The organism is Rhodococcus sp. NPDC127593 (assembly GCF_042671975.1).
Taxonomy (GTDB): domain Bacteria; phylum Actinomycetota; class Actinomycetes; order Mycobacteriales; family Mycobacteriaceae; genus Rhodococcus_F.
In genome coordinates, this window is record NZ_JBHXWI010000017.1 from 1 (window position 1) to 21,953 (window position 21,953).

A 21,953-nucleotide genomic window follows, 5' to 3' on the forward strand; every position below is an offset into this window, starting at 1 on the left:
GTGCACCCGAACGTCCGAGCAAGCTGTTCCGCCTGCACCGCAGTCGGATAGAAGCGGTACTTGAACGCCCGCTTCACCACCCTCCCCGCCATAACTCAGACACTAGCCACACGGTCCGACAAAACCAGGTCGGCTGTCCCGGACCTGAAGGACTGGGTATGCGCCGATAGATTCACGGATCAATCGAGGACGTGCGCGCCGCCGGTGTCGGTGATCCACTCGGCGGCAAGGGCGTCCAGCGTCCCGTCGGCGTAGAGGGAATCGACGGCCGCCGAGACGCACGCGGTGAGCGGACTGTTCTTCTCCAGCACGAGGCCGAAGAATTCGGTGACGGCGTTCGGGCGCGGGAACTGCCCGACGAGGACACTGTCCTTCACCTCGTTGGCGGTGATCTGAAATCCGGTCGGGATGTCCACCACCAACGCGTCGATGGCGCCCGCCGCCAGGGCGGCTTTGGCGTCGTCGGTGGTGGTGAAACTGACCGGCGCCTGGCGGGGCTGCACGGTCTGGGTGATGGCGTCGAAACTCGTGGACCCCACCTGCGCCCCGAGGCGGAACGGCGCGAGGTCGGCGAGCGATTTGGCTCTCGCAGCGGGAGAGTTCTTCAGCGCCAGCACCGACTGCGTGACGGCGTAGTAGGGCGAACTGAAATCGACCGTCTCGCGCCGGGTGTCGACGATAGTGAACTGGTCGATGGCGAAATCGAAGTTCTTCCCACCGGCCGCGAGCGCGTCGTTGAACGCGACGGTTTCGAATTGCACCTGGTCCGGACCGTATCCCAGCTTCTCGACCACTTCCCGGGCGACGGCGCCCTCGTAGCCCTTGCCGTTGGACGGGTCACCGCCGACGAACCACGGCTGGTACGACGGACTGTCGGTGGCGATGGTGACCACGCCGTCTTGCGCGGTGACGCCGCTGCCGGGAGCGCAGTCGCCGACTGCGCGGGTGGACGGAAGTTTGGTGAACGCTTCGGGAATCGTCGTGGCTTCGGCCTGTGCGTCGACCTCCGATGGGGTGTCGGTGGAGCAGGATCCGGCGAGCAATGTCAGTGCAGCGGATATGGCGGCGACGGCTGTCTTAGGTCCTCGGTGCACCCCGCCATCTTGCCTGGCGGGTAGCGATCCGGCCAGCGAAGCGGCCGCGCGGCGCACAATATGTATGTATTGGCGGAGGGAGGCGCGCGTGGCCACTGTGGGAACTCGGCAACTGACGGTCGACGGACATCGCCTGTCCCTGACCAATCTCGGCAAGGTCCTCTACCCGGAGTCGGGCACGACGAAGGGAGAGGTGATCGACTACTACACGCGGATCGCGCCCGCCATGCTCCCGCACGTCGTCGACCGTCCCGCCACCCGCAAACGCTGGCCCAACGGGGTGGACAGCGAGCCGTTCTTCGAGAAGAACCTCGCGGCCTCCGCACCGGGGTGGTTGGAGCGCCGCGCACTCGAGCACTCGGATCGGTCCGTGCACTATCCGCTCCTGAACTCGGTCGCGGCCCTTGTGTGGGCGGGGCAGCAGGCAGCACTCGAACTGCACGTGCCGCAGTGGCGGTTCGACGGCTCACATCGGGGTCCCGCCACCCGGATCGTCTTCGACCTCGACCCCGGTCCCGGTGTGGGCCTGGCCGAATGCGCGGAGGTGGCACGAGCCGTGCGCGATCTGGTCGCGAACCTCGGCTGGACCGCGTATCCGGTCACCAGCGGCAGCAAGGGTATTCACCTGTACGTGCCGCTCGACCGGAAGCTGGACGGTTCGGGCGCGTCGACCGTCGCGAAGCAGGTGGCGACGGGATTGGAGAAGCTCCGGCCCGAACTTGTCACCGCCACCATGGCCAAGGCGGTGCGCGCGGGAAAGGTGTTCGTCGACTGGAGCCAGAACAATCCGTCCAAGACCACCATCGCACCGTATTCGCTGCGGGGGCGCTCCCAGCCGTATGTCGCGGCGCCGCGGAGCTGGGACGAACTCGACGACCCCGACCTACGACAGCTGCGGTTCGAGGAAGTACTCGAACGGTGGGAGTCGGACGGCGACCTGCTCGCCGGACTCGATCCGCCGATCGAGGACGACGCAGCCCTCGCCGAGTACCGCCGTAAGCGTGATCCCGGACGGACACCCGAGCCGATGCCGGACACGGTGCAGCCGGGGGAGGGCAACAGTTTCGTCATCCAGGAACACCACGCTCGGCGCCTCCACTACGACCTGCGGCTCGAACGCGACGGGGTGCTCGTGTCGTGGGCGGTGCCGAAGAACGTGCCGACGACGACGGGGGAGAACCGGCTCGCCGTGCACACCGAGGATCACCCGCTCGAATACCTCACATTCTCCGGGACCATCCCGAAGGGCGAGTACGGCGGCGGCGAGATGACCATCTGGGACAGGGGAACGTACGACACCGAGAAGTGGCGCGACGACGAGGTGATCGTCCAAATTCACGGCGAGCAGGTGGAGGGCCGGTTCGCGCTGATCCGCACGAAGGGCGACCAGTGGCTGATGCACCTGATGAAGGACCAGACACCGGGTGGGTCGCACACCTCCGAACTGCCGCGCGGACTGTCGCCGATGCTCGCGAGCCCCGGCACCCTCGACGGACTGGACGCCGACGAGTGGGCCTTCGAAGGGAAGTGGGACGGGATCAGGGTGATCGCCGAGATCAGTGGCGGCGAGCTGAAGCTGACGAGCCGGGCGGGCAACGACAAGACACGCGACTATGCTCGATTGGGTTGGCTGGCAGACTCTCTCGGCGACCATGAGGTGGTCCTCGACGGTGAAGTGGTCGCGTTCGACGACCGGGGTGTCGCGAACTTCGGCCTGCTGCAGCAGGGCAACGATCCGCACTTTCTCGCGTTCGATGTGCTGTACCTCGACGGAGTGTCGTTGTTACGCAAGAAGTACACCGACCGGCGCCGCGTCCTCGAAGCCCTGGCGGCCAAGGTGGACGACTTGGTCGTTCCCCCGCAACTGCACGGGTCCGCGCAGGACGCTCTGGACGAGAGCCGCGGCAAGGGCTGGGAAGGTGTCGTGGCGAAACGCCGCGAATCCGTGTACCTGCCGGGCAAGCGGGGGTCGAGCTGGATCAAGGTGAAGAACTGGCGCACACAGGAAGCCGTGATCGGCGGGTGGCGCCGCGGTCAAGGGGGGCGGTCCACGGGAATCGGGTCGGTACTGCTCGGCGTCCCCGAGGACGGCGGACTGCGCTACATCGGGCGCGTCGGAACCGGCTTCACCGAACGGGATCTGCAGGAACTCGCGTCCACCCTGGGCCCGCTCGAAACCGACACCAGCCCGTTCGTCGAAGACCTGCCCACCGCCGACCGCAAGGGGGCCGTGTGGGTCACCCCGACACTGGTCGCGGAGGTGCGGTTCATGGATTGGACCGGCTCGAAGAGATTGCGGCACCCCAGCTGGCGGGGACTCAGGGACGACAAGGCACCCGAGGATGTCGAAGTGGAGGTCTCGTGATGACCGCTATCCGATTCCAATCGACCCCGGAGAACGAGATCCCCGTCTCCGTGCCGGTCGATACCGTGCTGGCCCGCACCGAGTCGCTCGTGCTGTGGCTGACCGACGTTCACGTGTACAGCTGTGGTGTCGAATTCACGATCCAGGCACGCAGGCCCGAGTCCACGGTGCTGCTCGACATGTTCGGATTCGGCAAACCCGCGTCGCCGAAGAGCAGCGGACCGTTTCTGTTCGGAATCGAGTACGCGGACGGCAGGGTGTTCACGAACCTTCCCGGCGCCCGCATGACCGACGGCCTGCACGGCGGGGCAGGGCGCGGCGGACCACTGACCGCTGACAAGACGTATTTTCTCCAGCCGCTCCCGCCGCCGAAACGCTGGTCGATGATCACGGCGTGGCCCTACTTCGGTGTCCCCGAGTCTCGGACCGACCTCGATTCCGCCGTGTTCGCCGAAGCCGCGGAGCGGGTGGAAACTCTGTGGCCGGAACCGGTCCACGCGCTCGTCGAGGCACCGGACGGTCGAGAGCAGCCGCCGGCGCTCGAGTTACCGCCAGGGGGCTGGTTCGAATGGGCCGGCCGACGCGGTGTCGAATGATCCGGGCGGTTCCTGTGTCGGGGTGCGCAGCGCCGGGGGCGTGAAGACCGGCAGGGGTGCGGACGTCGTGTCCTCCTCCTGGTGCTGCTCGGAGACACTCACGTCGGCGATCGGTGACGCCGTGCCGTTGGCGACGGCGATCCCGGCGGCGCCGACGACCGAGAGGACGAAGGCCGCGCCCGAGCCGATCGCGATGCGGGTCTTGGTGTGGGACATGATGTGAATTTCCTCCGGTGATCAGGGACCGACGACGGTTCCGCCGTCGACGGGGCCGACTCCGCCGGGCGTCTGCGGGGCCGCGGGCGGGGCAGGCTTCGGGCCGCCGCCGACGGGGAAGGGATTGGTTTCGGGTTCGAGAACGCCCGGCTCGACCTGGCCCGGTCCTTCGAACGGACCCTTCGGCGGGTGAACGGGGTCGACCACGACGGGCGGATCGACCACGACGGGCGGGTCCACCACGACGGGCGGCTGGGCGTGGGGCTGGGCGATGGGCTGCTGGGCAACCGGCGGCTGGGCGATCGGTGCCCGGACGATGGGCGGTGCCGCCACGATGGGCGGAACGACACCCGGTCCCGGCGCCGCCGTTTCGGTGTCGGCCGAATAGCCGGGCTCCGCCGAGTATCCGGGATTCACTGAATAGCCGGGGTCTGCGACGACGATCCGACTCGGGGTCGGCGCGATCGCCGGAGCCGGCTGCTGCTGCGAGACGGCCCCCTCCGAGCTCGGGGTCGGAGCACCCTCGGTATGTCCACCGGCAATAACGATCACGGCGGCTCCTGCGAGGGAGAACGTGAGGGCGGCGGTTGCGCCGATCGCGATGCGGGTTGCGGTGTGGACGATGGGGTGCCTCCGATGGATTGGGGTGTCTAGCTGGGCTGATAAACCAAGCTTGCGCCGGACGCGAGCCTTTCGACAGGCACCCCAGGGTGCCCATCTCCCACCCCGCGGCGGAACCGCGGGCAAACCTGCACAGAATCTTCACAAGCTCTGACGGGGATCCGCACGTGCGCGCAATACAGTCGGGGAATGAGCCAGCGAAGAGTGCTCGTCGTCGACGACGAGGCGACGATCTGCGACGCGGTCGCGGCACGGTTGCGTGCGGAAGGCTTCGACGTCGTGACAGCGTCGGACGGTCCCTCCGCCGTCGCGGAGTGCGAGGCCTCGTCACCCGACGTGCTGGTACTGGACGTGATGCTGCCGGGATTCGACGGCCTCGAGGTGTGCCGGCGCGTCCAGGCGTCGCGGCCCGTGCCGGTGCTGATGCTCACCGCGCGCGCCGACGAAACGGACATGCTGATCGGTCTCGGCGTGGGCGCCGACGACTACCTGAGTAAGCCGTTCAGCATGCGGGTGCTGGTGGCGCGGGTGCACGCGCTGCTGCGGCGGGCCGATCGTGCCACCGAGACCGTGCCGGCCGAGCGGGACGGACTGTCCGTCGGCGACATCGAGGTGGACCTCGTGGAGCGTTGCGTCCGGCGCGGCGCCGACGAAATTCATCTGACACGAACCGAATTCGACCTTCTGGCCTATTTCGCCTCCCGACCGCGCGCGGCGATCGCACGGGAGTCGCTCCTCGCGGAGGTGTGGGGGTGGGGTGACGGGGCGGGTAGCCGGACCGTCGACAGTCACGTCAAGGCGCTGCGCCGAAAACTCGGCGGCGACCTGATCCGCACCGTGCACGGAGTCGGCTACGCGCTGGACGTGCAGCGGTGAGCGCGGGCCGGATCCTGGACCGGATGCCCCGACCTCTCGATCCGCTGCGATCGTTCAAGGTGAAGACCGGTCTTCTCGTGGTGGCAGCGCTGTTCTTCGCTTCGCTGACGTTCTGGGTCACCGCTCGCTGGCCCTTCCGATACGCACTGGTCCTGGCGTTGCTGGTGTCGTTGGCCGTGACCCAGATCCTCGCGCACGGCATGACGTCTCCGCTCCGCGCGATGACCGCCGCGGCCCGTGCGATGGCGACCGGCGACTATTCACGCCGGGTGCGCTCGACTTCGCGGGACGAGATCGGGGAACTGGCTCGCGCGTTCAACCAGATGGCCGAGGACCTCGAGGCCGCCGACCGGTATCGCCGCGAACTCATCGGCAACGTATCGCACGAACTCCGCACACCGATCTCCGCTCTGCAGGCGCTCCTCGAGAACGTCGTCGACGGGGTGGAGGAACCCGACCCCGCCCGGATGCGGGTTGCGCTCGACCAGACCGAGCGGCTCGGCCGCCTCGTCGCCGAACTGCTGGACCTGTCGAGGGTGGAAGGCGGTGCGGTGCAACTCGAACGGGAGAACTTTCCGGTCCGCGAGTTCCTGGAGGACGTGGTGCGGCAGTCGGAGGATCCGCGGCGGCCACGGCGGGTGAACATCGACGTGCAGCCGCCGCACCTACGCGCCGACGCGGACACCGCACGGTTCCACCAGGTGGTGACGAATCTGGTGGACAACGCGTTCCGGCACGGCCCCGCGCGCACCCGGGTGGTCGTCCGTGCCAGACCGGACGCCGACGGCGTGATCATCGAGGTGGAGGACGACGGCCCCGGTATCGCGCCCGGCGAGCGGTCGCGGGTGTTCGAGCGGTTCACCCGCGGCGGCTCCACCGACGGTGGGACCGGCCTCGGCCTCGCTATCGCCCGCTGGGCGGTCGATCTCCACGACGGCCGCATCGAGGTCGTCGACACGGCCGAAGGCTGCTGTATCCGGGTGAGCCTGCCCGCCGCCTGAGTACCGATCCACAACCGGGACGCGACGTCCCGCGATGACGCCTGCCTTCATCCGGCAGCGACAACCAGGGAGGGAACCATGACCATCGCACCCCCACAACCCGCCACACCCACGTCGGGCGACTTCTGGCCGAGACGTGTGTGGCGCCGCGACCGGACGGCGATGGCTCCACGCCCGACCGTTCTCGCGGCGTTGGCAGCAGGCGTGGTCGCGGCGCTGACGCTGCAGGTCACGGTGGTCGGTCTCGGCTACGTCGTCACCGGCGCCGCGGTGGCGGTCGCGGTGTTCGCGACACGCAGGACGATGCCGACGGCTGCGCAATCCGTCGCACTCGTCGGCGCCCTCGCCCTGCTGGCGGTGCTCAGCGTGCGCGGTGCCGGGTGGCTGGCCGCGGTCTGTGTGGCGCTGAGCTGGGTGGTCGGATCGTTCGCCCTCGTCGGCGGACGCACGTGGACGGGGTTGGCAGCCGGGTCGTTCGCGCTGTGGTTCACGCCGCTGCGGGTCGCGCGGTGGACCCGTCGAGGCGCGAGGCGGTGGCGTTCGACCGGGACGGTGCCCGTGGGCCGGGCTCTCGGTGTCGCGGCCGTGACGGCCGTGCTGCTCCTGGTCTTCGGATCGCTGTTCGCCGGCGCGGACGCGGGTTTCGCCGCCTTGCTCGGGAGGGCCGTGCCGACCGTCCACGTGTCGAATCCGTTCGGACGGTTCGTGCTCGGCGTCCTGGTGTGCGGGGGCACCCTGGGGGCCGCGTACCTGCTGAGGCGAACGCCCCGGGTCGATGCACTCGCACCCAGGCCGGGGCGCCCGGTTGCCCGGTGGGAGTGGGCGTTTCCGCTGGCACTGCTGGATCTGTTGTTCCTCGGATTCGTCGCGGTGCAGTTGACGGTGCTGTTCGGTGGCAGCACGCACGTGCTGACCACGGCAGACCTGACATATGCCGAGTATGCGCGACAGGGATTCTGGCAGTTGCTGGCGGTGACCGCGCTGACACTGGTGGTGATCGCCGTCGCGGTCCGGAAGGCGGCGCGAGTGGAGGTGGTGGATCGCGTCCTCGTGCGGGTGCTGCTCGGACTGCTATGCGTGTTGACGCTCGTCGTCGTGGCCTCGGCGATCCACCGGATGTCGCTGTACGAGAACCAGTACGGGTACACGCGGTTGCGGGTGACGGTCTTGGTGACGGAACTGTGGCTGGGGTTGGTGTTCGTGTTGCTGATCGCTGCAGGCGTGCGGTTGTCGGGGCGGTGGTTGCCGCGTGCCGTCCTGGCCTCCGCGGTGGGTGGGGTGCTCCTCCTCGCCGCGCTCGATCCGGACGCGTACGTGGCCAGGAAGAACGTGGAGCGGTTCACCGAGACCGGGCGGATCGACGTGAGCTACCTCGGTTCGCTGTCCGTCGACGCCGTCCCCGCTCTCGATCGGCTGCCCGAACCGGAACGGTCGTGCGCCCTGTACCGACTCGACCGGCAGGTCAGGGGAGAGTCGGAGTGGTACGAGTACAACGCGGCACGCAGCCGCGCGAAGGAGTTGCTGGCCGCGCATCCCGTCGGCTCGTGTGAGCAGGTGAGGTCGTAGCGGCTCCCGCGCTGTTTGCGGACGGATTTGCTGGAATCACAGGCAATTGCGCGAGAATCCGGCCAATGTCCGTGCGGCTGTGGCGCGCTGAGCGCTACCCACTCACGACAGGTCGCGGAACGTCATGACGAAGCCGGCCATTGCGGCGAGCACGGCCAGGATGTAGACCGGTACCTGCACCCAGACGGGTGCGGTGCGGTTCGCGATCATCGCCGCCGCCAGTGCGACGACGATGAGCACCACACCGTAGAACGGGGTGCGCTGAGGGTGGTCGCCTCGTGCCATACCCACCAGTGTGCACCGCGTCGGCGGCTATCCGACCGCCTCGGGCACCCGCGTCTGCGCGACCCACCGGCCGCGTTGCCGGGTGATCTCGATCGGGTGGTCGAAGCATTCGCTGATGTGCTCGGTGGTGAGAACGTCCGCGACGGGGCCCTGTGCGATCACCCGGCCGTCGCGGATGAGGACGGCGTGGGTGGTGGTGGTGGGGATTTCCTCGAGGTGGTGGGTGACGAGGATGCTGGCGAGGCTCGGGTACGTTTCGCGCAGTTCGTCGAGTGCGGTGAGGAGTTGTTCTCGCGCAGCCAGATCCAGGCCGGTGGCGGGCTCGTCGAGCAGGAGGAGTTGCGGCTCGGCCATGAGGGCCCGCGCGATCAGGGCCCGTCCGCGTTCGCCCTGGGACAGGTTGGGCCACAGGGCATCCGCATGCTTCTGCATGCCGAGGGAAGCGATGAGCTCGTCGGCCCGGGCGACCTGGCCGGCGGTCGGTGACCACCTCGGCACGAACTCGGGTGTGTTGGTGAGGCCGGTGAGCACGACGTCGCGCACGGTCAGCGGCGCGTCGATCCGGTGTCGCGGGTTCACGTGCCCGATGTGGGCGCGCAACTCGCGCATGTCGACTCGCCCCAGCTGATGGCCGAGGACGTGGACGGTGCCGTGGGTCGGGTGCGCGAAAGCGCCGAGCATGCTCAGCAGCGTGCTCTTGCCCGCACCGTTCGCGCCGAGCAGCACCCAGTGCTGTCCGCGTTCGATGCGGAGGGTGATGTCGCTGAGCAGATACCGTCCGCTCCGCACGAGGTCGACGTGGTCGGTGCTGACGACCGAGTTCGGGGTGGTCACTGATGTTCGCCTTTCCGCAGAATCGACATGGTCGGATCGAGGTTGGCGGCGGCGGCGGCGACGGCCGCCTCGGCATCGCCTGCTTCCAGCGCGCGAACCAGGTCGTCGTGTGCGCAGCTGGTGTCGGGTCTGCCGGGTTCGTGGTCGACGAGTTCGGCGAGCGCGTCGACGAGGAGCGGCCGGATCGAATCGAACAGGGCGGACAGGATCGAGTTGCCGGCGATCTCCAAGATCGCGGCGTGGAAGTCGAGGTCGGCCGCGACGAACACGGCGGTCGACTCGGTGGTGCTGTCGTGCCGGGCCGACAGCTGCTCTCGCAGTCGCCGAAGATCCTCGGGGCGTGCACGTTCCGCGGCGAGCCGGGCGGCCTCGATCTCGAGGGCGCGCCGCACCTCGTACACCTCGAGCAGGCGGGCGCGGCGCAGCAGCTTCTCGAGTCCCGCACCGCCCGTGGGTGGCCCGGCGACGAACGTGCCGACGCCGTGCCGCACGTCGAGCAGGCCGTCGCGGGCGAGCAGCCGGACCGCCTCGCGTACCGAGGAGCGGCCGACGCCGAGTTCGGTGGCCAGTTCGGCCTCGCTCGGGATGCGACTGCCGAGCGTCCACCGGCCTTCGCGGATCCACGCGGTGAGGACTTCCTCGAGCTGGGGAACCAGCGGTCCGCTGCGGAGGGTGTGACGTCCGGCCATTCGGCGACGCTAGCACAGTCCTCAGACGTCTGAGGACTGCGGTGGAGCCTATGGTGAACCGGAGAGAACCAACGCAGCAGAGGAGAGGTGCACCATGGCCATCGCCACCGCAGACCGTGTCACGCGGGAAGAGTTGCTCGAGTTCGTCCGTCCGCGCCATCGCAGCGTGCTGATCACCCGGAAGCGCTCCGGCGGTTTGCAGATCTCCCCGGTCACGTCGGGGCTCGACTCGGAAGGCCGGATCGTCGTCTCCACCTACCCGCAGCGCGCCAAGGCCGCGAACGTGCGACACGATTCCGCCGTGAACGTGTGCGTGCTCTCCGACGAGTTCAACGGCGCCTACGTGCAGATCGACGGCACGGCCGAGGTACTGGACATGCCCGACGCACTCGAGCCGCTGGTGGAGTACTTCCGCGGCATCTCCGGCGAGCATCCCGACTGGGACGAGTACCGGGACGCCATGCGGAAGCAGAACAAGAGCCTGATCCGGATCACCATCGAGGAGTGGGGACCCATCGCGACCGGTGGCTTCCCGCCGGACGCCGATCGCGGATAGGTCCCCGTCACCTACTCGACGGCACCCGCCGAGCGCAGGTGCTCGATGCCCGCCGCGTCGTAACCGGCCTGCGCGAGGATCGCATCGGTGTCCTGCCCGGGCCGCGGGGCCGGCCGGGGAACGGGCGCCGGGGTGCGGCTGAAGCGCGGTGCCGGTGCGGGCTGGCGGATGCCACCCACCTCGACGAACGTCTCCCGCTCCTTGTTGTGGGGGTGCTCGTGCGCCTCCCACGGCGAGAGGACGGGCGACACGCACGCGTCGGAATCGGCGAAGAGTGCCGCCCATTCGTCCCGCGGTCGGGTCGCGAACACCTCGGCGAGGCGCTTCTTCAGTTCCGGCGCCGCATCGAGGTCGTACTGCAACGGCAGTTCCTCGCCGCTCAACCGCAGCACGTCGAGGAGTTCACCGTAGAAGTGCGGTTCGACGCACCCGACCGCCACGTGCAGACCGTCGGCGCACTCGTAGGTGTCGTAGAACGCGGCGGCCCCGTCGAGGACGTTCTGCCCGCGACCCTCCTGCCACAGCCCGGCGGCGTTCATGCCGTGAACGAACGCCGTCAGCAGCGCCGCGCCGTCGACCATCGACGCGTCCACCACCTGTCCGCGGCCCGACCGGGAACGCTCGTGCAGCGCGGCCAGGATTCCCATCGTCAACATCAGGCCGCCACCGCCGAAGTCGCCCAACAGGTTCAGTGGCGGCACCGGCCGCTCGCCGGCGCGCCCGATGGGTTCGAGCGCGCCCGCGAGCGCGATGTAGTTGATGTCGTGCCCGGCCCGCGGTGCGAGGGGTCCGTCCTGGCCCCAGCCGGTCATGCGCCCGTAGATCAGACCGGGGTTGCGGGACAGGCAGTCGTCGGGGCCGATGCCCAAGCGTTCCGTGACGCCGGGACGGAAGCCTTCGACGAGGATGTCGGCGCCTTCGACGAGTGTCAGAACGGCCTCGAGGCCCTCCGGAGTCCGCAGGTTCGCGGCGATCGACCGTCGTCCGCGGTCGAGCACACCGGACGGCGCCATCAGCCCGGTGCCGCCGTCGCCGCCCCGCTCGACGCGGATCACGTCCGCGCCGAGGTCGGCGAGGATCATGCACCCGAACGGGGCGGGCGCGAGGCTCGCGATCTCGACGACGGTCAGCCCGCTCAGCGGTCCGCCGGTCACGACATCCCCTGCGCGTCGCGGGGCAGTCCGAGCATGCGTTCCCCGATCACGTTGAGCTGCACCTCGGTGGTGCCGCCGTAGATGGTGGTGGCGCGGCCGGCGATCAACTGCTCCATCGCCTTGTCGCTCGGCTCCCCGGGAATGCTCACGGCGCCCGCCGCCCCCAGTTCGGCGACGACGAATTCGGCGATCGACTGTCCGAGCCCCATGCCCAGCAGCTTCCCGACGCTCGACGTGGTGCTCACGTCCGCCCCCGACAGTTGCTTCAACACGATCCGTGAGCCGATCAGATCGATTGCCTGGCTCTCGGCCACCAGTTCGCCGACGCGGAAACGTGCCAGCGGGCCGAGGTCCCGGCCGCGGGCGAACTGCAGCAGATCCTTGTCGGTGGCGTAGGCCTCCATTTTCTGGCTCAGGGCCACCCGCTCGCCCGCGAGGGTCGTGCGGGCCACGTTCCAGCCGTCGTTCACGGTCCCGACCACGTTCTCGTCCGGGATGAACACGCCGTCGAGGAAGACCTCGTTGAACAGGGCCGACCCGGTCATCTCGCGCAGCGGCCGGACGGTGACCCCCGGCGTCGACATGTCCAGCACGAAGTACGTGATGCCCTCGTGTTTCGGCTTGGACGGGTCGGTGCGGGCGATCAGCATCGCCCAGTCGGAGAACTGTGCCACCGTGGTCCAGATCTTCTGGCCGGACACCGTCCAGCCGCCGTCGACCTTCTCGGCCTTCGTCGTCAGCGACGCCAGGTCGGAACCGGCCCCCGGTTCGCTGAACAGCTGGCACCACACCAGATCTCCGCGCAGCGTGGGAACGGCGAGATCCCGCTTCTGCGCGTCCGTGCCGTGGGCGACGACGGCCTGCACCGCCCAGCCGCCCATCAGCAGCTGCGGCATCGGGATGCCGGCTGCCTTGATCTCCTGGGCGATGACGATCTGCTCGAGCGGGGACGCGCTGCGCCCGTACGGTTTCGGCAGGTGTGGCTGCACCCAGCCGCCGTCGCCGAGGGCGATCAGCTGGTCGTCCTCGGCGAGGTCGACCAGCGGCGCGAGTTCCGCCCGCACCTCGGTGCGGATCGGTTCGGCATCGCCGGGCAGTTCCAGTTCGGAGGTGCGGGCGGTGCCTGCGAGGGACTGGTCGGCCACCCGAGTGGCCCGCTCCTCGCGGGTGCCGAGGAGCCCCCGGATGGCCAGCGCCCGGCGGTAGTACAGGTGCGCGTCGTGCTCCCAGGTGAATCCGATGCCGCCGTGGACCTGGATGCAGTCCTGTGCGCACTGCACCGCGGCATCGGGAACGACGACGGCGGCGATGTCCGCGGCGAAATCGGCGGTGTCGTCGCCGTTGTCGAGGGCGGAGGCGGCATCCCATAAGACGGCGCGCGCCTTCTCCAGGGCGATGCCCATGTGGGCGCATTTGTGCTTGACGCCCTGGAACTGGCCGATCGGACGCCCGAACTGCACCCGCGTCTTCGCGTACTCGGATGCGGTGGACACGCACCACGACATCACGCCGATCGCCTCGGCACCGAGGACGACGGTGGCGACGGACCGGACGCGCTGCTCGCTCAACCCGTCGAGGATCCGGTCGGCGCCCACCTGGACGGCGTCGGCGGCGATTCGTGAGGAACCGCGGAGCACGTCGATGCTGTCCTGCACCGTGACGGTGACGTCCGCGGAATCGACGACGGCCCAGCGGACGTCGTCGCCGACGGTGATCGGGAGTAGCACGATGTCGGCGTGTTCGCCGCCGAGAACGGCGTCCGCGACACCGGTGACGCGGTATCCGCCCTCGCGCGCCGACGCGTCGAGTGGTCGGCCCAACGCGACTGCGGCGGTGTGTGATCCGTCGAGGAGACCGGGCATCAGTTCGATGCCGACCTTGGAATCCGCGGCCGCCACGAGGGCGGCGGACAGCGCGGTCGGGACGAACGGGCCCGGAGCGGCCGTCCGCCCCAGCGCTTCGAGCGCCACCGCCAACGTGAGGAGCCCGGCGCCGTGACCGCCCTTGTCCTCGGGGATGTGCAGTCCCAGCAGGTCCTGGCTCACGAGTGCATCCCAGAACGGCGGGAACTTGTCCTCGCTCGTGGACTCGACCGCGGACCGGACGTGATCGGAGGTGATGGTGCGTTCGGCGAATGCGCGGACCGAGTCGGCGAGGGCCCGGTGTTCCCCGGTCAGCCCGAGCCCGAGCTCGTACGTGTTCTTGGCCACGTCGGGGCCCTTCAGCCGAGCCGGTCGGCGAGGTCGGCGACGGTCCACGGGCCGTCACTCTCGATGGTCGTGACGTCGTGCCAGCCGGCGAGCTCGGAGATGGCCCCGCCCTGCACGGCGAACACCTTGCCGGTGATCTTGCAGTTCGCGTCGGCGAGACGCGCGACGAGCGGAGAGATGTTGGCGGGGCTGAATGCGTCGAACTCGCCCTCCGGCATGTCCTCGGCGAACAGCGCGCCCATTCCCGGTGTGGCCAGCGTGAGCCGGGTGCGGGCGATCGGGGCGATCGCGTTGACCCGGACGCCGTAGCGTTCGAGCTCGTCCGCGGCGACCAGGGTGAGTGCGGCGATGCCCGCCTTCGCGGCACCGTAGTTGCCCTGGCCCGCGTTGGGCATGAACGTGCCCGACGCGGACGCGGTGTTGATCACGGACGCGTTCACGGTCTCGCCGACCTTGGTCTGTGCCTTCCAGTACGCCGCCGCGTGGTGCAGGGTGGCGGCGTGGCCCTTGAGATGCACGGCGATGACGGCGTCCCACTGGCTTTCGGTCATGCCCGCGATGAAGGCGTCCCGCAGGATGCCCGCGTTGTTGACCAGGACGTCGAGTCGGCCGAACTCGCTCACCGCTTGGTTGACGAGTCCTTCGGCGCCGTCCCAGGACGCGACGTTGTCGGTGTTCGCGACTGCCCTGCCGCCCGCGGCGACGATCTCGTCGACGACCTGCTGCGCCGGGCCCGCGTCCGCGCCGGTGCCGTCGTTCGCGCCGCCGAGGTCGTTGACGACGACGGCAGCGCCCTCACGGGCGAAGAGCAGTGCGTGCTCCCGGCCGATTCCGCGTCCGGCGCCGGTGACGATGGCCACCCGTCCGTCGAGTGTTCCCATGTGCGTACTCCTAGGTTTCTGTGTCCGCGATGACGGCGAGGCCGTCCTTGATGACCAGTTCGTCGCCGACGGTGGTCTCGTAGGCGTACGACGTTGCCCCGCCCGTGGACTCGGCGACCTGCCGGAACTGCGTGGCGATGTCCTGGCCGGGCAGGACGGGTTTCGCGAACCGCACCGCGAGTCGTCGCAGGCGTTCGACCCTGCCGTCGGTGAGTTCGGTGAGCGCCGCCCACGACGTGAACGCCATGGTGCACAGGCCGTGGTTGATGATTCCGGGAAGTCCGGACATCCGGGCGATCTCGTCGTCCAGGTGGATCGGCATCGGATCACCGGAGGCGGGCGAGTACCGGAACGTCTGGTCGTCGTCGATGTGCTGGGTGATCGACGCCACCGGGGCCTGCCCGCGTAGGGACTCGTCGAACCGGTGCGCGGGTGCCCGGTCACCGAGACCGGCCCCCGCATCGACCTTTCGGAAGAACGCGGTCATCCACTGCTCGTTGACCAGTTCACCGTCTTCCGTCGTGGTTTCGACGTAGACGACGACGGTGGAGCCGTTGTCCCGGCCCTCGAATCCGATCGGCTTCGCGCGGACCACGAGGTTGTCGCCGGGGCGGATCGGACGGTGGAAGTGGAAATCCTGCTCCCCGTGCACCAGCTTCATGAGCAGTTCGACCGGGGCGACGGACAATGCCGCCGGCGCCATCGACGTGAACGCGGGGACCACCGCGAACACCGGGGGTGCCACCTCGCCTGCGAGGTGGCGTTCGATGGGATCGTTGGTGGCCGCGGCGTATTCGGCGATGCGCTCGGCGGTGACCTCGAACCGCTGCGGATCGGTCCACTCGCCGAGGCCGCTCGTGTCGAATTCGACTGCGGGGGTAGTCATGCAGATCAGCCCACCATGTCGGCGAACCCGGCCAGGGACGTCTCCAGATCCGCCTTGGCGTTCTTGGCGACGGCCTTGCCGATGGGGCCGACGATCATCGTGCCGGTGAAGCTCGCGTCGATGATCGCCTTGGATCCGGCGCCGTCCGGCTCGACCTTCAGCGTGAATTCGACGGTCACCCCCGCCATGCCGGTGCCGGAGATCTTGACCATCTCGGGCACCTGCACCTCGGTGACGGTCCACTCGATCTTGTTGGCCATGCCCATCACGGAGACGACCTCGGTGAACTTCGATCCGAGTGCCACCTCGGCCGGGATCTCGCTCTTCCACGACTGGTGGATGGTGAGCCACTCTTCCCAGCGGGACAGGTCGGAGAGCGCGTCCCACGCCTTGTCGGGGGAGGCGGGCAGGGACGCTGCGACGGAAACGGAAGCCATGATGTACTCCTGGTGTTCGAGGTGAAAGAAATTGTGAGAGAGAAAAATCAGAGTGCGCGGTAGGCGGTGACGACGACTGCGCCACCGAGCCCGATGTTGTGCTGGAGGGCGACCGCGGCGCCGCCGACCTGACGCTTGTCGGCCGTGCCGCGGAGTTGCCAGGTGAGTTCGCTGCACTGGGCGAGTCCGGTGGCGCCGAGCGGGTGTCCCTTGGAGATGAGACCGCCGGACGGGTTGACCACCCAGCGTCCGCCGTACGTGGTGTCGTCGTTGTCGACGAGTTTGCCGCCCTCGCCCTCGCCGCACAGGCCGAGCGCCTCGTAGGTCAGCAGTTCGTTGGTGGAGAAGCAGTCGTGGAGTTCGATGACGTCGATGTCGTCCGGTCCGATGCCCGCCTGTTCGTACACGCGGGCCGCGGCGGTTCGGGTCATGTCCGCGCCGACCAGGCTGATCGCGCTCCGGTCCTCGAACGTGCTCGGGAGGTCGGTGACCATGGACTGGCCGACAATCTCCACGGCCTGCCCGGCGAGGTCGTGCTTGTCGACGAACTCCTCGCTCACGACGACGACGGCACCGGAGCCGTCCGAGGTGGGGGAGCACTGCAGTTTGGTGAGGGGCCCGTAGATCGGCTTCGAGCCGAGGATCTCGTCGAGCGTGTACTCGTCCTGGAACTGGGCGTACGGGTTGTTCTGTGAGTGGCGGTGGTTCTTCACGCCGATCTTGGCGAACTGTTCCGCCGTGGTCCCGAAGCGTTCCATGTGTTCCTTGCCCGCGGCGCCGAACATGTACGGGGCCGGCGGCATCGCGAACTCCTGAAGCTCGGCGAGGGCGAGGAGGTGGCGCATCATCGGCTGTTCTCGGTCGTCGTACGTGGACCCGAGCGAACCGGCCTGCATCTTCTCGAAGCCCAGCGCGAGTGCACAGTCGACCTGACCGCTCCGGACGGCCTGCGTGGCGAGGAAGAGCGCGGTCGACCCCGTCGAACAGTTGTTGTTGACGTTCACGATGGGAATGCCGGTGAGGCCGAGTTCGTAGACGGCCCGCTGTCCCGACGTGGACTCGCCGTACACGTATCCGACGTACGCGTGCTCCACGAGCCCGTACTCGATCCCGGCGTCCTCGAGTGCCCTGCCACCGGCCTCACGCGCCATGTCGGGGTAGTCCCACTCGCGTGCACCCGGCTTCTCGAACTTCGTCATCCCGACGCCGACGACGAACACCCTGTTACCCATTGCGGCTCCCTGAGTCCGGAGAAATGTGTGTGTAACACCCTGTCTCACCAAAGTATGTGAGACAGCGTGTCCAGTCAACAGTCGGATGGGTAACGTGTGCGTGATGCCGGACAAAGTGGAAACCGCCGCGTCGCCCCAGGGCGACGGCCGCGCCACGCGCTGGGAGGACCACAAGGCGGAACGCCGAAGCCGGATTCTCGAAGCCGCGATGGACGCCATCAACGAGGACGGTCCCGACGTGGGCGTCCAGCAGATCGCGAACCGGGCCGACGTGCCACGGTCGGTGGTCTACCGGATCTTCACCGATCGCGGCGACCTCGACGAGCAGTTGCGCGGACGCATCATCGAACGACTGATGGCAGACCTCGCGCCCACATTGACGCCGGAGGGGACCGTGGGCGAGGCGATCGCGCGCGCGGTCGAGACGTACCTGCGGTGGATCGTGGAATATCCACGGCTCCACCAGTTCCTCGGTACCGGGTCGCCGAGCAGGCGCACGACCGGCTCGCGTGTGGTGACGGGAACGAAGACCGCGATCGCGCTTCAGCTGTCGGGTCTACTCGCGACGGTCCTCGACACGGTGGCCGGCAATTCGGATCTGGCCGAGTCGCTGGCCTTCGGGTTGGTGGGACTCGTGGATGCCAGCGTCAACCGGTGGCTGAGTAACCCGCAGTCGGCGCTCGGCAGCGACGAGTTGGCCGAGTTCCTCGAGGTGTCGATCTGGCAAGTGCTGCACGGCAATCTGGCGCGAATCGGCGTCACAATCGACCCGTCGACCCCGGTGTCGGAACTGCAGTAGTCCGCTGGGCGTGGCCAGCTACCATGGCTTGCATGCCCTCCCGGCGAGGTTCACCGGCCGCTTCCGAGCAGGCCTGGGTGTCGGACACGGCGGTCGGCGACGCCGTCGCGCGCTTCGCCAGTGCCTGGGAGTCCTCGGCGTCCGCGCCCGACCTGGTGGCCTACCTGCCCGCGTCCCCCGCTCTCCGCCGGGTCACGCTCATCGAACTGGTCAAGGTCGACCTGGAAAACCGCTGGCTGCGCGGCGACCACCCGAAGCGGCTCGCCCAATACTGTGAGGAGCTGCCCGAACTGCGGCGGTGGCCGCTGCCACCGGACCTGCTGTACGAGGAATTCCATATCCGGCGGCGCAGCGGGGAGTCGGTCGAGGCGAGCGAATACACGCAGAATTTTCCGGGTCAGGCCGGTCAGCTCGACGAACTGCTCGGCACCGGCGAGTACCAGAGCACCTCGCTCCACCACGGGGAGACGACCTTGACGGTGTCTGCGGGAAGCGCAGGCACCCTCGACGATCTCGAGGTGGGCCAGCGGATCGACGACTTCGATCTGATGACCGGTCTCGGCCGGGGCGCGTTCGCGCGGGTGTTCCTCGCCCGGCAGCGGTCGCTGCAGAGGCTGGTCGCGGTGAAGATCTCCCAGGATCGCGGCACCGAGCCGCAGACCCTGGCCCAGTTCGACCACGACTACATCGTCCGGGTCTTCGATCAACGACTCCTCGCGGGCCGCGACCTGCGACTGCTGTACATGCAGTACGTGCCGGGGGGAACCCTGCTCGACGTGGTCGGGCGGGTCCGTGAGACTCCGCCGGAATCGCGCAGCGGCGCCGTGCTGCTGGACGCGATCGACCGGGCGCTGGTGGGCCGGGGCGAGATCCGGCCCAGCGAATCCGGCGTGCGTCAGGAGATCGCGACGCTGACCTGGCCCGAGACGGTGGCCTGGCTCGGCCGCCGGCTGGCGCAGGCGCTCGATTACGCCGGCAGGCACGGCGTCCTCCACCGCGACGTCAAACCGGCAAACGTGTTGCTGACGGCCGAGGGCGTCCCGAAGCTCGCCGACTTCAACATCAGTTTCAGCCGCAACGTCGCCGGGTCGAGTCCGGTCGCGTACTTCGGCGGCTCGCTGGCCTACATGTCACCCGAACAGCTCGAGGCGATCCACCCGGACCGGCCGGGCACACCCGGCGATCTCGACACCCGCAGCGACCTGTATTCGCTCGGTGTCGTTCTCTGGGAGTTGCTGACCGGCAGAAGACCTTTCGACGACAGCGACGCCGAACTACACTCCCACCCGCCCGGCGACCGCACCACTCTCGACGCGATGCTCGCGCGGCGGCGCGGACCGGACGAACCGGCCGCCGACGCGCTGCCCGCCGACTGCCCGAACGCGCTGCGGCGGGTGTTGCTGAAATCGCTGGCGCCGGAACCGAAGGATCGGTTCTCCTCCGGTGCCGAACTCGCCCAGCAACTCGACGTCTGCCTCGACGCGCATGCCCGCGATCTGGTCGATCCGCCGCCGGGAAGCTGGCGGCTGCGGATGCGGCGGTGGACGCACCTGATCATGTTCCTGGCCATCGCGGTTCCCAATCTGCTGGCGATTCTCTACAGCTACCAGCACAACAGCACCCTGATCATCAGCAAGCTGCCGCCCGCCGCGCAGGAGAGCTTCGAGCGGATCACCCGGATCGACTACACGGTCGCGTTCCTCATCGGAGCCGTGGGCACGGTGTCGATGGTGATCTACCTGACGGTGGTGGCCGGCGGCCTGCGCCGGGGGAGGGTGTACACCGGCGCCCAACTCGCCCGCGCCCGCCGGGACACCCTGCTGCTCGGTCAGCGGTGCGCACTGCTCTGCCTCGGTCTGTGGATCGTCAGCGGCCTCGTCGTGCCGATCACGTTGGAGGTGAGCGGCAGTCAGGTTCCGTGGAACACGATCGTCCACTTCACCGCCTCTCAGCTCGTCTGCGGAGCGATCGCGGTGGTCTACCCGTTCTTCTTCGTGAACTTCTACGCCGTCCGCTGCCTCTATCCGGTGTTTCTGCGGCACGGCGAGATCAGTGCGTCCGACGCCCGGATGTTGAAGCGGCTGGGGCGCCGCAGCACGTTCTTCCTCGCCGCGGCCGCCGCCGTGCCGCTGCTCGGAATCGCGGGGGCCACGTTCATTCCCCCGGAGGACCTGCCCCGGGTGATCGTCGCGCTCCGCGTGCTGTGCGTCGGCAGTGTCGTCGCGTTCGTCGGGGCCTACTGGATGTTCCGGATGCTGTCCGAGGACCTGCAGGCGCTGCACCGGGTCGTGTCCGGTGCGCCGCGGCACGAGTGATCAGGTCGAACCCGTGAACGTCAGCCACAGCAGCGACACGTTGAGCACGACGATCAGCGACGCGGCCACCCAGGCGGCGACCGTGATGGCCGTCGCGTTGCGGTGGACGCCCATCAGGTCGCGGCTCGACGTCATCCGTACGAGTGGAATCACCGCGAACGGGATGCACAGGCTGAGAACCACCTGACTGAGGACGAGCGCGAAGGTGGGATCGACGCCGATCGCCAGCACGACCAGTGCGGGGATGAGGGTGACCACCCGGCGCAGCAACAGCGGGATGCGCATCGACAGCAGGCCGTACATGATCTCGGAGCCGGCGGCGCAGCCGATCGACGTGGAGGCCAGGCCGGAAGCCAGCAGGCCGACGGCGAAGACGACGGCGACGGTGGGGCCGAGCGAACTCTGAATGGCGGCGTGTGCGCCGTCGATCGAATCGGTGCCGGGAATGCCGCGCAGGGCCGAGGCGGCGAGAAGCAGCATGCCGATGTTCACCGCGCCCGCCACGATCAGCGCACCGACCACGTCCCACTTGGTCACCCGCAGCAGTCGCGCGAGGCGGGGACCTTCCAGGTCGTTCCCGTGCCGGTCGCGGGCGAGAGCGGAATGGAGGTAGATCGCATGCGGCATCACGGTGGCACCGAGCATGCTGGCGGCGAGCAGCACCGTCTCGGTGCCCTCGAAACGCGGCACGAGACCGGTGAGCGCCTCCGTGCCCGACACGTCGGTGAACGCGAGACCGGTGAGGAACCCGACGGTGATGATCGTCAGGAGTCCCATCACTACGAACTCGAACGTCCGCTGACCGCGGCGGCTCTGGATCGACAGAATGCCCATCGACACGACGCCCGTGATCAGGCCTCCGACGAAGAGCGGGACGCCGAACAGGAGATTGAGTGCGATCGCTCCGCCGATCACCTCGGCGAGGTCGGTGGCGATCGCCATCGCCTCCGCCTGCAGCCAGAACGCGCGGCGGTTGCCGGTCCGGAGGCGGGTCCCCAGCATCTCAGGCAGTGACTTGCCGGTGACCAGCCCGAGTTTCGCGGACAGGTACTGCACCAGCACGGCCATGGCGTTGGCGAGCACGAGGACCCAGACGAGCAGGTACCCGTACTTCGCGCCCGCGGTGAGGTTGGCGGCCACGTTTCCGGGGTCGACGTACGCGATGGCCGCCACGAAGGCGGGCCCGAGGAGCGCGACCGTTCGGAGATTGCCCTTGCGGGGCGCGCGGTGCGGGAGGAGAGGGCGGGGGGCCTCGATGCTCACGGAGCTCCTGATCGTGGTCGCGTGGATCTACCTGCTGATTCGTATCTCCGCACTATAGATTTAGGTGATACGAACTT

22 protein-coding genes are annotated in these 21,953 nt (G+C 68.6%); 8 read left to right on the top strand and 14 right to left on the bottom strand.

Features of this window, described 5'->3' with window-relative positions; translation table 11 throughout:
* The coding region (locus ACFVJ3_RS17455) for a helix-turn-helix domain-containing protein (RefSeq protein WP_378453313.1) at nucleotides 1–92 on the bottom strand (92 nt) is incomplete at its 3' end.
* 87 nt (nucleotides 93–179) lie between these two features.
* Nucleotides 180–1,094: a transporter substrate-binding domain-containing protein gene (locus tag ACFVJ3_RS17460; RefSeq protein WP_378453218.1), complete on the bottom strand. Its 915-nt coding sequence runs from the start codon at nucleotides 1,092–1,094 to the stop codon at nucleotides 180–182.
* Between the two features lie 64 nt (nucleotides 1,095–1,158).
* Here ACFVJ3_RS17460 and ACFVJ3_RS17465 point away from each other — a divergent pair, with 64 nt between their 5' ends.
* The gene (locus ACFVJ3_RS17465; protein ID WP_378453219.1) at nucleotides 1,159–3,459 is read left to right on the top strand and encodes an ATP-dependent DNA ligase; all 2,301 of its coding nucleotides are present in this window, start codon (nucleotides 1,159–1,161) and stop codon (nucleotides 3,457–3,459) included.
* Nucleotides 3,459–4,055 (top strand): hypothetical protein, encoded by a 597-nt coding sequence (locus ACFVJ3_RS17470; protein ID WP_378453220.1) that lies wholly within the window; start codon nucleotides 3,459–3,461, stop codon nucleotides 4,053–4,055. Before ACFVJ3_RS17465 ends, ACFVJ3_RS17470 begins: the two co-directional genes overlap by 1 nt.
* Here ACFVJ3_RS17470 and ACFVJ3_RS17475 read toward each other — a convergent pair.
* Together ACFVJ3_RS17475 and ACFVJ3_RS17480 are read right to left on the bottom strand one after the other, a co-directional pair.
* The gene (locus tag ACFVJ3_RS17475) at nucleotides 4,005–4,271 is read right to left on the bottom strand and encodes a hypothetical protein (RefSeq protein WP_378453221.1); all 267 of its coding nucleotides are present in this window, start codon (nucleotides 4,269–4,271) and stop codon (nucleotides 4,005–4,007) included. The two genes, ACFVJ3_RS17470 and ACFVJ3_RS17475, sit on opposite strands and share 51 nt — an antisense overlap.
* Before the next feature lie 21 nt (nucleotides 4,272–4,292).
* Entirely contained in the window at nucleotides 4,293–4,823 is a 531-nt protein-coding gene (locus tag ACFVJ3_RS17480; RefSeq protein WP_378453222.1) for a hypothetical protein, read from the bottom strand.
* Between the two features lie 258 nt (nucleotides 4,824–5,081).
* Here ACFVJ3_RS17480 and ACFVJ3_RS17485 point away from each other — a divergent pair, with 258 nt between their 5' ends.
* The 3 genes from ACFVJ3_RS17485 to ACFVJ3_RS17495 all read left to right on the top strand — a co-directional run bounded on the left by ACFVJ3_RS17485 (nucleotide 5,082) and on the right by ACFVJ3_RS17495 (nucleotide 8,335).
* Complete coding sequence (locus ACFVJ3_RS17485) at nucleotides 5,082–5,768, top strand: response regulator transcription factor (RefSeq protein ID WP_378453223.1); 687 nt, start codon at nucleotides 5,082–5,084, stop codon at nucleotides 5,766–5,768.
* 23 nt (nucleotides 5,769–5,791) lie between these two features.
* Nucleotides 5,792–6,769 (top strand): ATP-binding protein, encoded by a 978-nt coding sequence (locus ACFVJ3_RS17490; protein WP_378453224.1) that lies wholly within the window; start codon nucleotides 5,792–5,794, stop codon nucleotides 6,767–6,769.
* Nucleotides 6,770–6,847: 78 nt separating this feature from the next.
* Nucleotides 6,848–8,335 (top strand): DUF4153 domain-containing protein, encoded by a 1,488-nt coding sequence (locus ACFVJ3_RS17495; RefSeq protein WP_378453225.1) that lies wholly within the window; start codon nucleotides 6,848–6,850, stop codon nucleotides 8,333–8,335.
* Between the two features lie 102 nt (nucleotides 8,336–8,437).
* Here ACFVJ3_RS17495 and ACFVJ3_RS17500 read toward each other — a convergent pair whose 3' ends face one another.
* The 3 genes from ACFVJ3_RS17500 to ACFVJ3_RS17510 are packed head-to-tail and all read right to left on the bottom strand — an operon-like array spanning nucleotide 8,438 to nucleotide 10,143.
* Nucleotides 8,438–8,620, bottom strand: coding sequence for a hypothetical protein (locus ACFVJ3_RS17500; RefSeq protein ID WP_378453226.1), 183 nt, complete (start codon nucleotides 8,618–8,620; stop codon nucleotides 8,438–8,440).
* A gap of 27 nt (nucleotides 8,621–8,647) precedes the next feature.
* On the bottom strand, nucleotides 8,648–9,454 hold the full coding sequence (locus ACFVJ3_RS17505; protein ID WP_378453227.1) for an ABC transporter ATP-binding protein: 807 nt from the start codon (nucleotides 9,452–9,454) through the stop codon (nucleotides 8,648–8,650).
* Nucleotides 9,451–10,143 carry a FadR/GntR family transcriptional regulator gene (locus tag ACFVJ3_RS17510; protein ID WP_378453228.1) on the bottom strand — a complete coding sequence of 231 codons (693 nt, stop codon included), beginning with the start codon at nucleotides 10,141–10,143 and terminating at the stop codon, nucleotides 9,451–9,453. The genes ACFVJ3_RS17505 and ACFVJ3_RS17510 overlap by 4 nt, the downstream gene beginning before the upstream one ends.
* A gap of 94 nt (nucleotides 10,144–10,237) precedes the next feature.
* On the opposite strand from ACFVJ3_RS17510, the gene ACFVJ3_RS17515 reads away from it, so the two are divergent.
* Nucleotides 10,238–10,699 (top strand): PPOX class F420-dependent oxidoreductase, encoded by a 462-nt coding sequence (locus ACFVJ3_RS17515; protein WP_378453229.1) that lies wholly within the window; start codon nucleotides 10,238–10,240, stop codon nucleotides 10,697–10,699.
* Between the two features lie 11 nt (nucleotides 10,700–10,710).
* Here ACFVJ3_RS17515 and ACFVJ3_RS17520 read toward each other — a convergent pair whose 3' ends face one another.
* From ACFVJ3_RS17520 to ACFVJ3_RS17545, 6 genes are read right to left on the bottom strand one after another with little or no spacing between them, the layout of a single operon-like run.
* Nucleotides 10,711–11,853: a CaiB/BaiF CoA transferase family protein gene (locus tag ACFVJ3_RS17520; protein ID WP_378453230.1), complete on the bottom strand. Its 1,143-nt coding sequence runs from the start codon at nucleotides 11,851–11,853 to the stop codon at nucleotides 10,711–10,713.
* Nucleotides 11,850–14,063: an acyl-CoA dehydrogenase gene (locus ACFVJ3_RS17525; protein ID WP_378453231.1), complete on the bottom strand. Its 2,214-nt coding sequence runs from the start codon at nucleotides 14,061–14,063 to the stop codon at nucleotides 11,850–11,852. Before ACFVJ3_RS17525 ends, ACFVJ3_RS17520 begins: the two co-directional genes overlap by 4 nt.
* A gap of 11 nt (nucleotides 14,064–14,074) precedes the next feature.
* A complete protein-coding gene (locus ACFVJ3_RS17530) occupies nucleotides 14,075–14,944 on the bottom strand; it encodes an SDR family oxidoreductase (RefSeq protein ID WP_378453232.1) in 870 nt (289 codons plus the stop codon).
* Nucleotides 14,945–14,954: 10 nt separating this feature from the next.
* The gene (locus ACFVJ3_RS17535; RefSeq protein ID WP_378453233.1) at nucleotides 14,955–15,830 is read right to left on the bottom strand and encodes a MaoC/PaaZ C-terminal domain-containing protein; all 876 of its coding nucleotides are present in this window, start codon (nucleotides 15,828–15,830) and stop codon (nucleotides 14,955–14,957) included.
* Between the two features lie 5 nt (nucleotides 15,831–15,835).
* Nucleotides 15,836–16,267, bottom strand: a complete 432-nt coding sequence (locus ACFVJ3_RS17540; RefSeq protein WP_378453234.1) for an SRPBCC family protein — start codon at nucleotides 16,265–16,267, stop codon at nucleotides 15,836–15,838.
* A 47-nt stretch (nucleotides 16,268–16,314) separates the two neighbouring features.
* Entirely contained in the window at nucleotides 16,315–17,499 is a 1,185-nt protein-coding gene (locus tag ACFVJ3_RS17545) for a lipid-transfer protein (RefSeq protein WP_378453235.1), read from the bottom strand.
* 103 nt (nucleotides 17,500–17,602) lie between these two features.
* Here ACFVJ3_RS17545 and ACFVJ3_RS17550 point away from each other — a divergent pair, with 103 nt between their 5' ends.
* Together ACFVJ3_RS17550 and ACFVJ3_RS17555 are read left to right on the top strand one after the other, a co-directional pair.
* Nucleotides 17,603–18,298, top strand: a complete 696-nt coding sequence (locus tag ACFVJ3_RS17550) for a TetR/AcrR family transcriptional regulator (protein WP_025431932.1) — start codon at nucleotides 17,603–17,605, stop codon at nucleotides 18,296–18,298.
* Between the two features lie 23 nt (nucleotides 18,299–18,321).
* Complete coding sequence (locus tag ACFVJ3_RS17555; protein WP_378453236.1) at nucleotides 18,322–20,613, top strand: serine/threonine-protein kinase; 2,292 nt, start codon at nucleotides 18,322–18,324, stop codon at nucleotides 20,611–20,613.
* On the opposite strand, the gene ACFVJ3_RS17560 is transcribed toward ACFVJ3_RS17555, so the two are convergent.
* Nucleotides 20,614–21,876 (bottom strand): Nramp family divalent metal transporter, encoded by a 1,263-nt coding sequence (locus tag ACFVJ3_RS17560; RefSeq protein WP_378453237.1) that lies wholly within the window; start codon nucleotides 21,874–21,876, stop codon nucleotides 20,614–20,616.
* Between the last annotated feature and the right edge of the window lie 77 nt (nucleotides 21,877–21,953).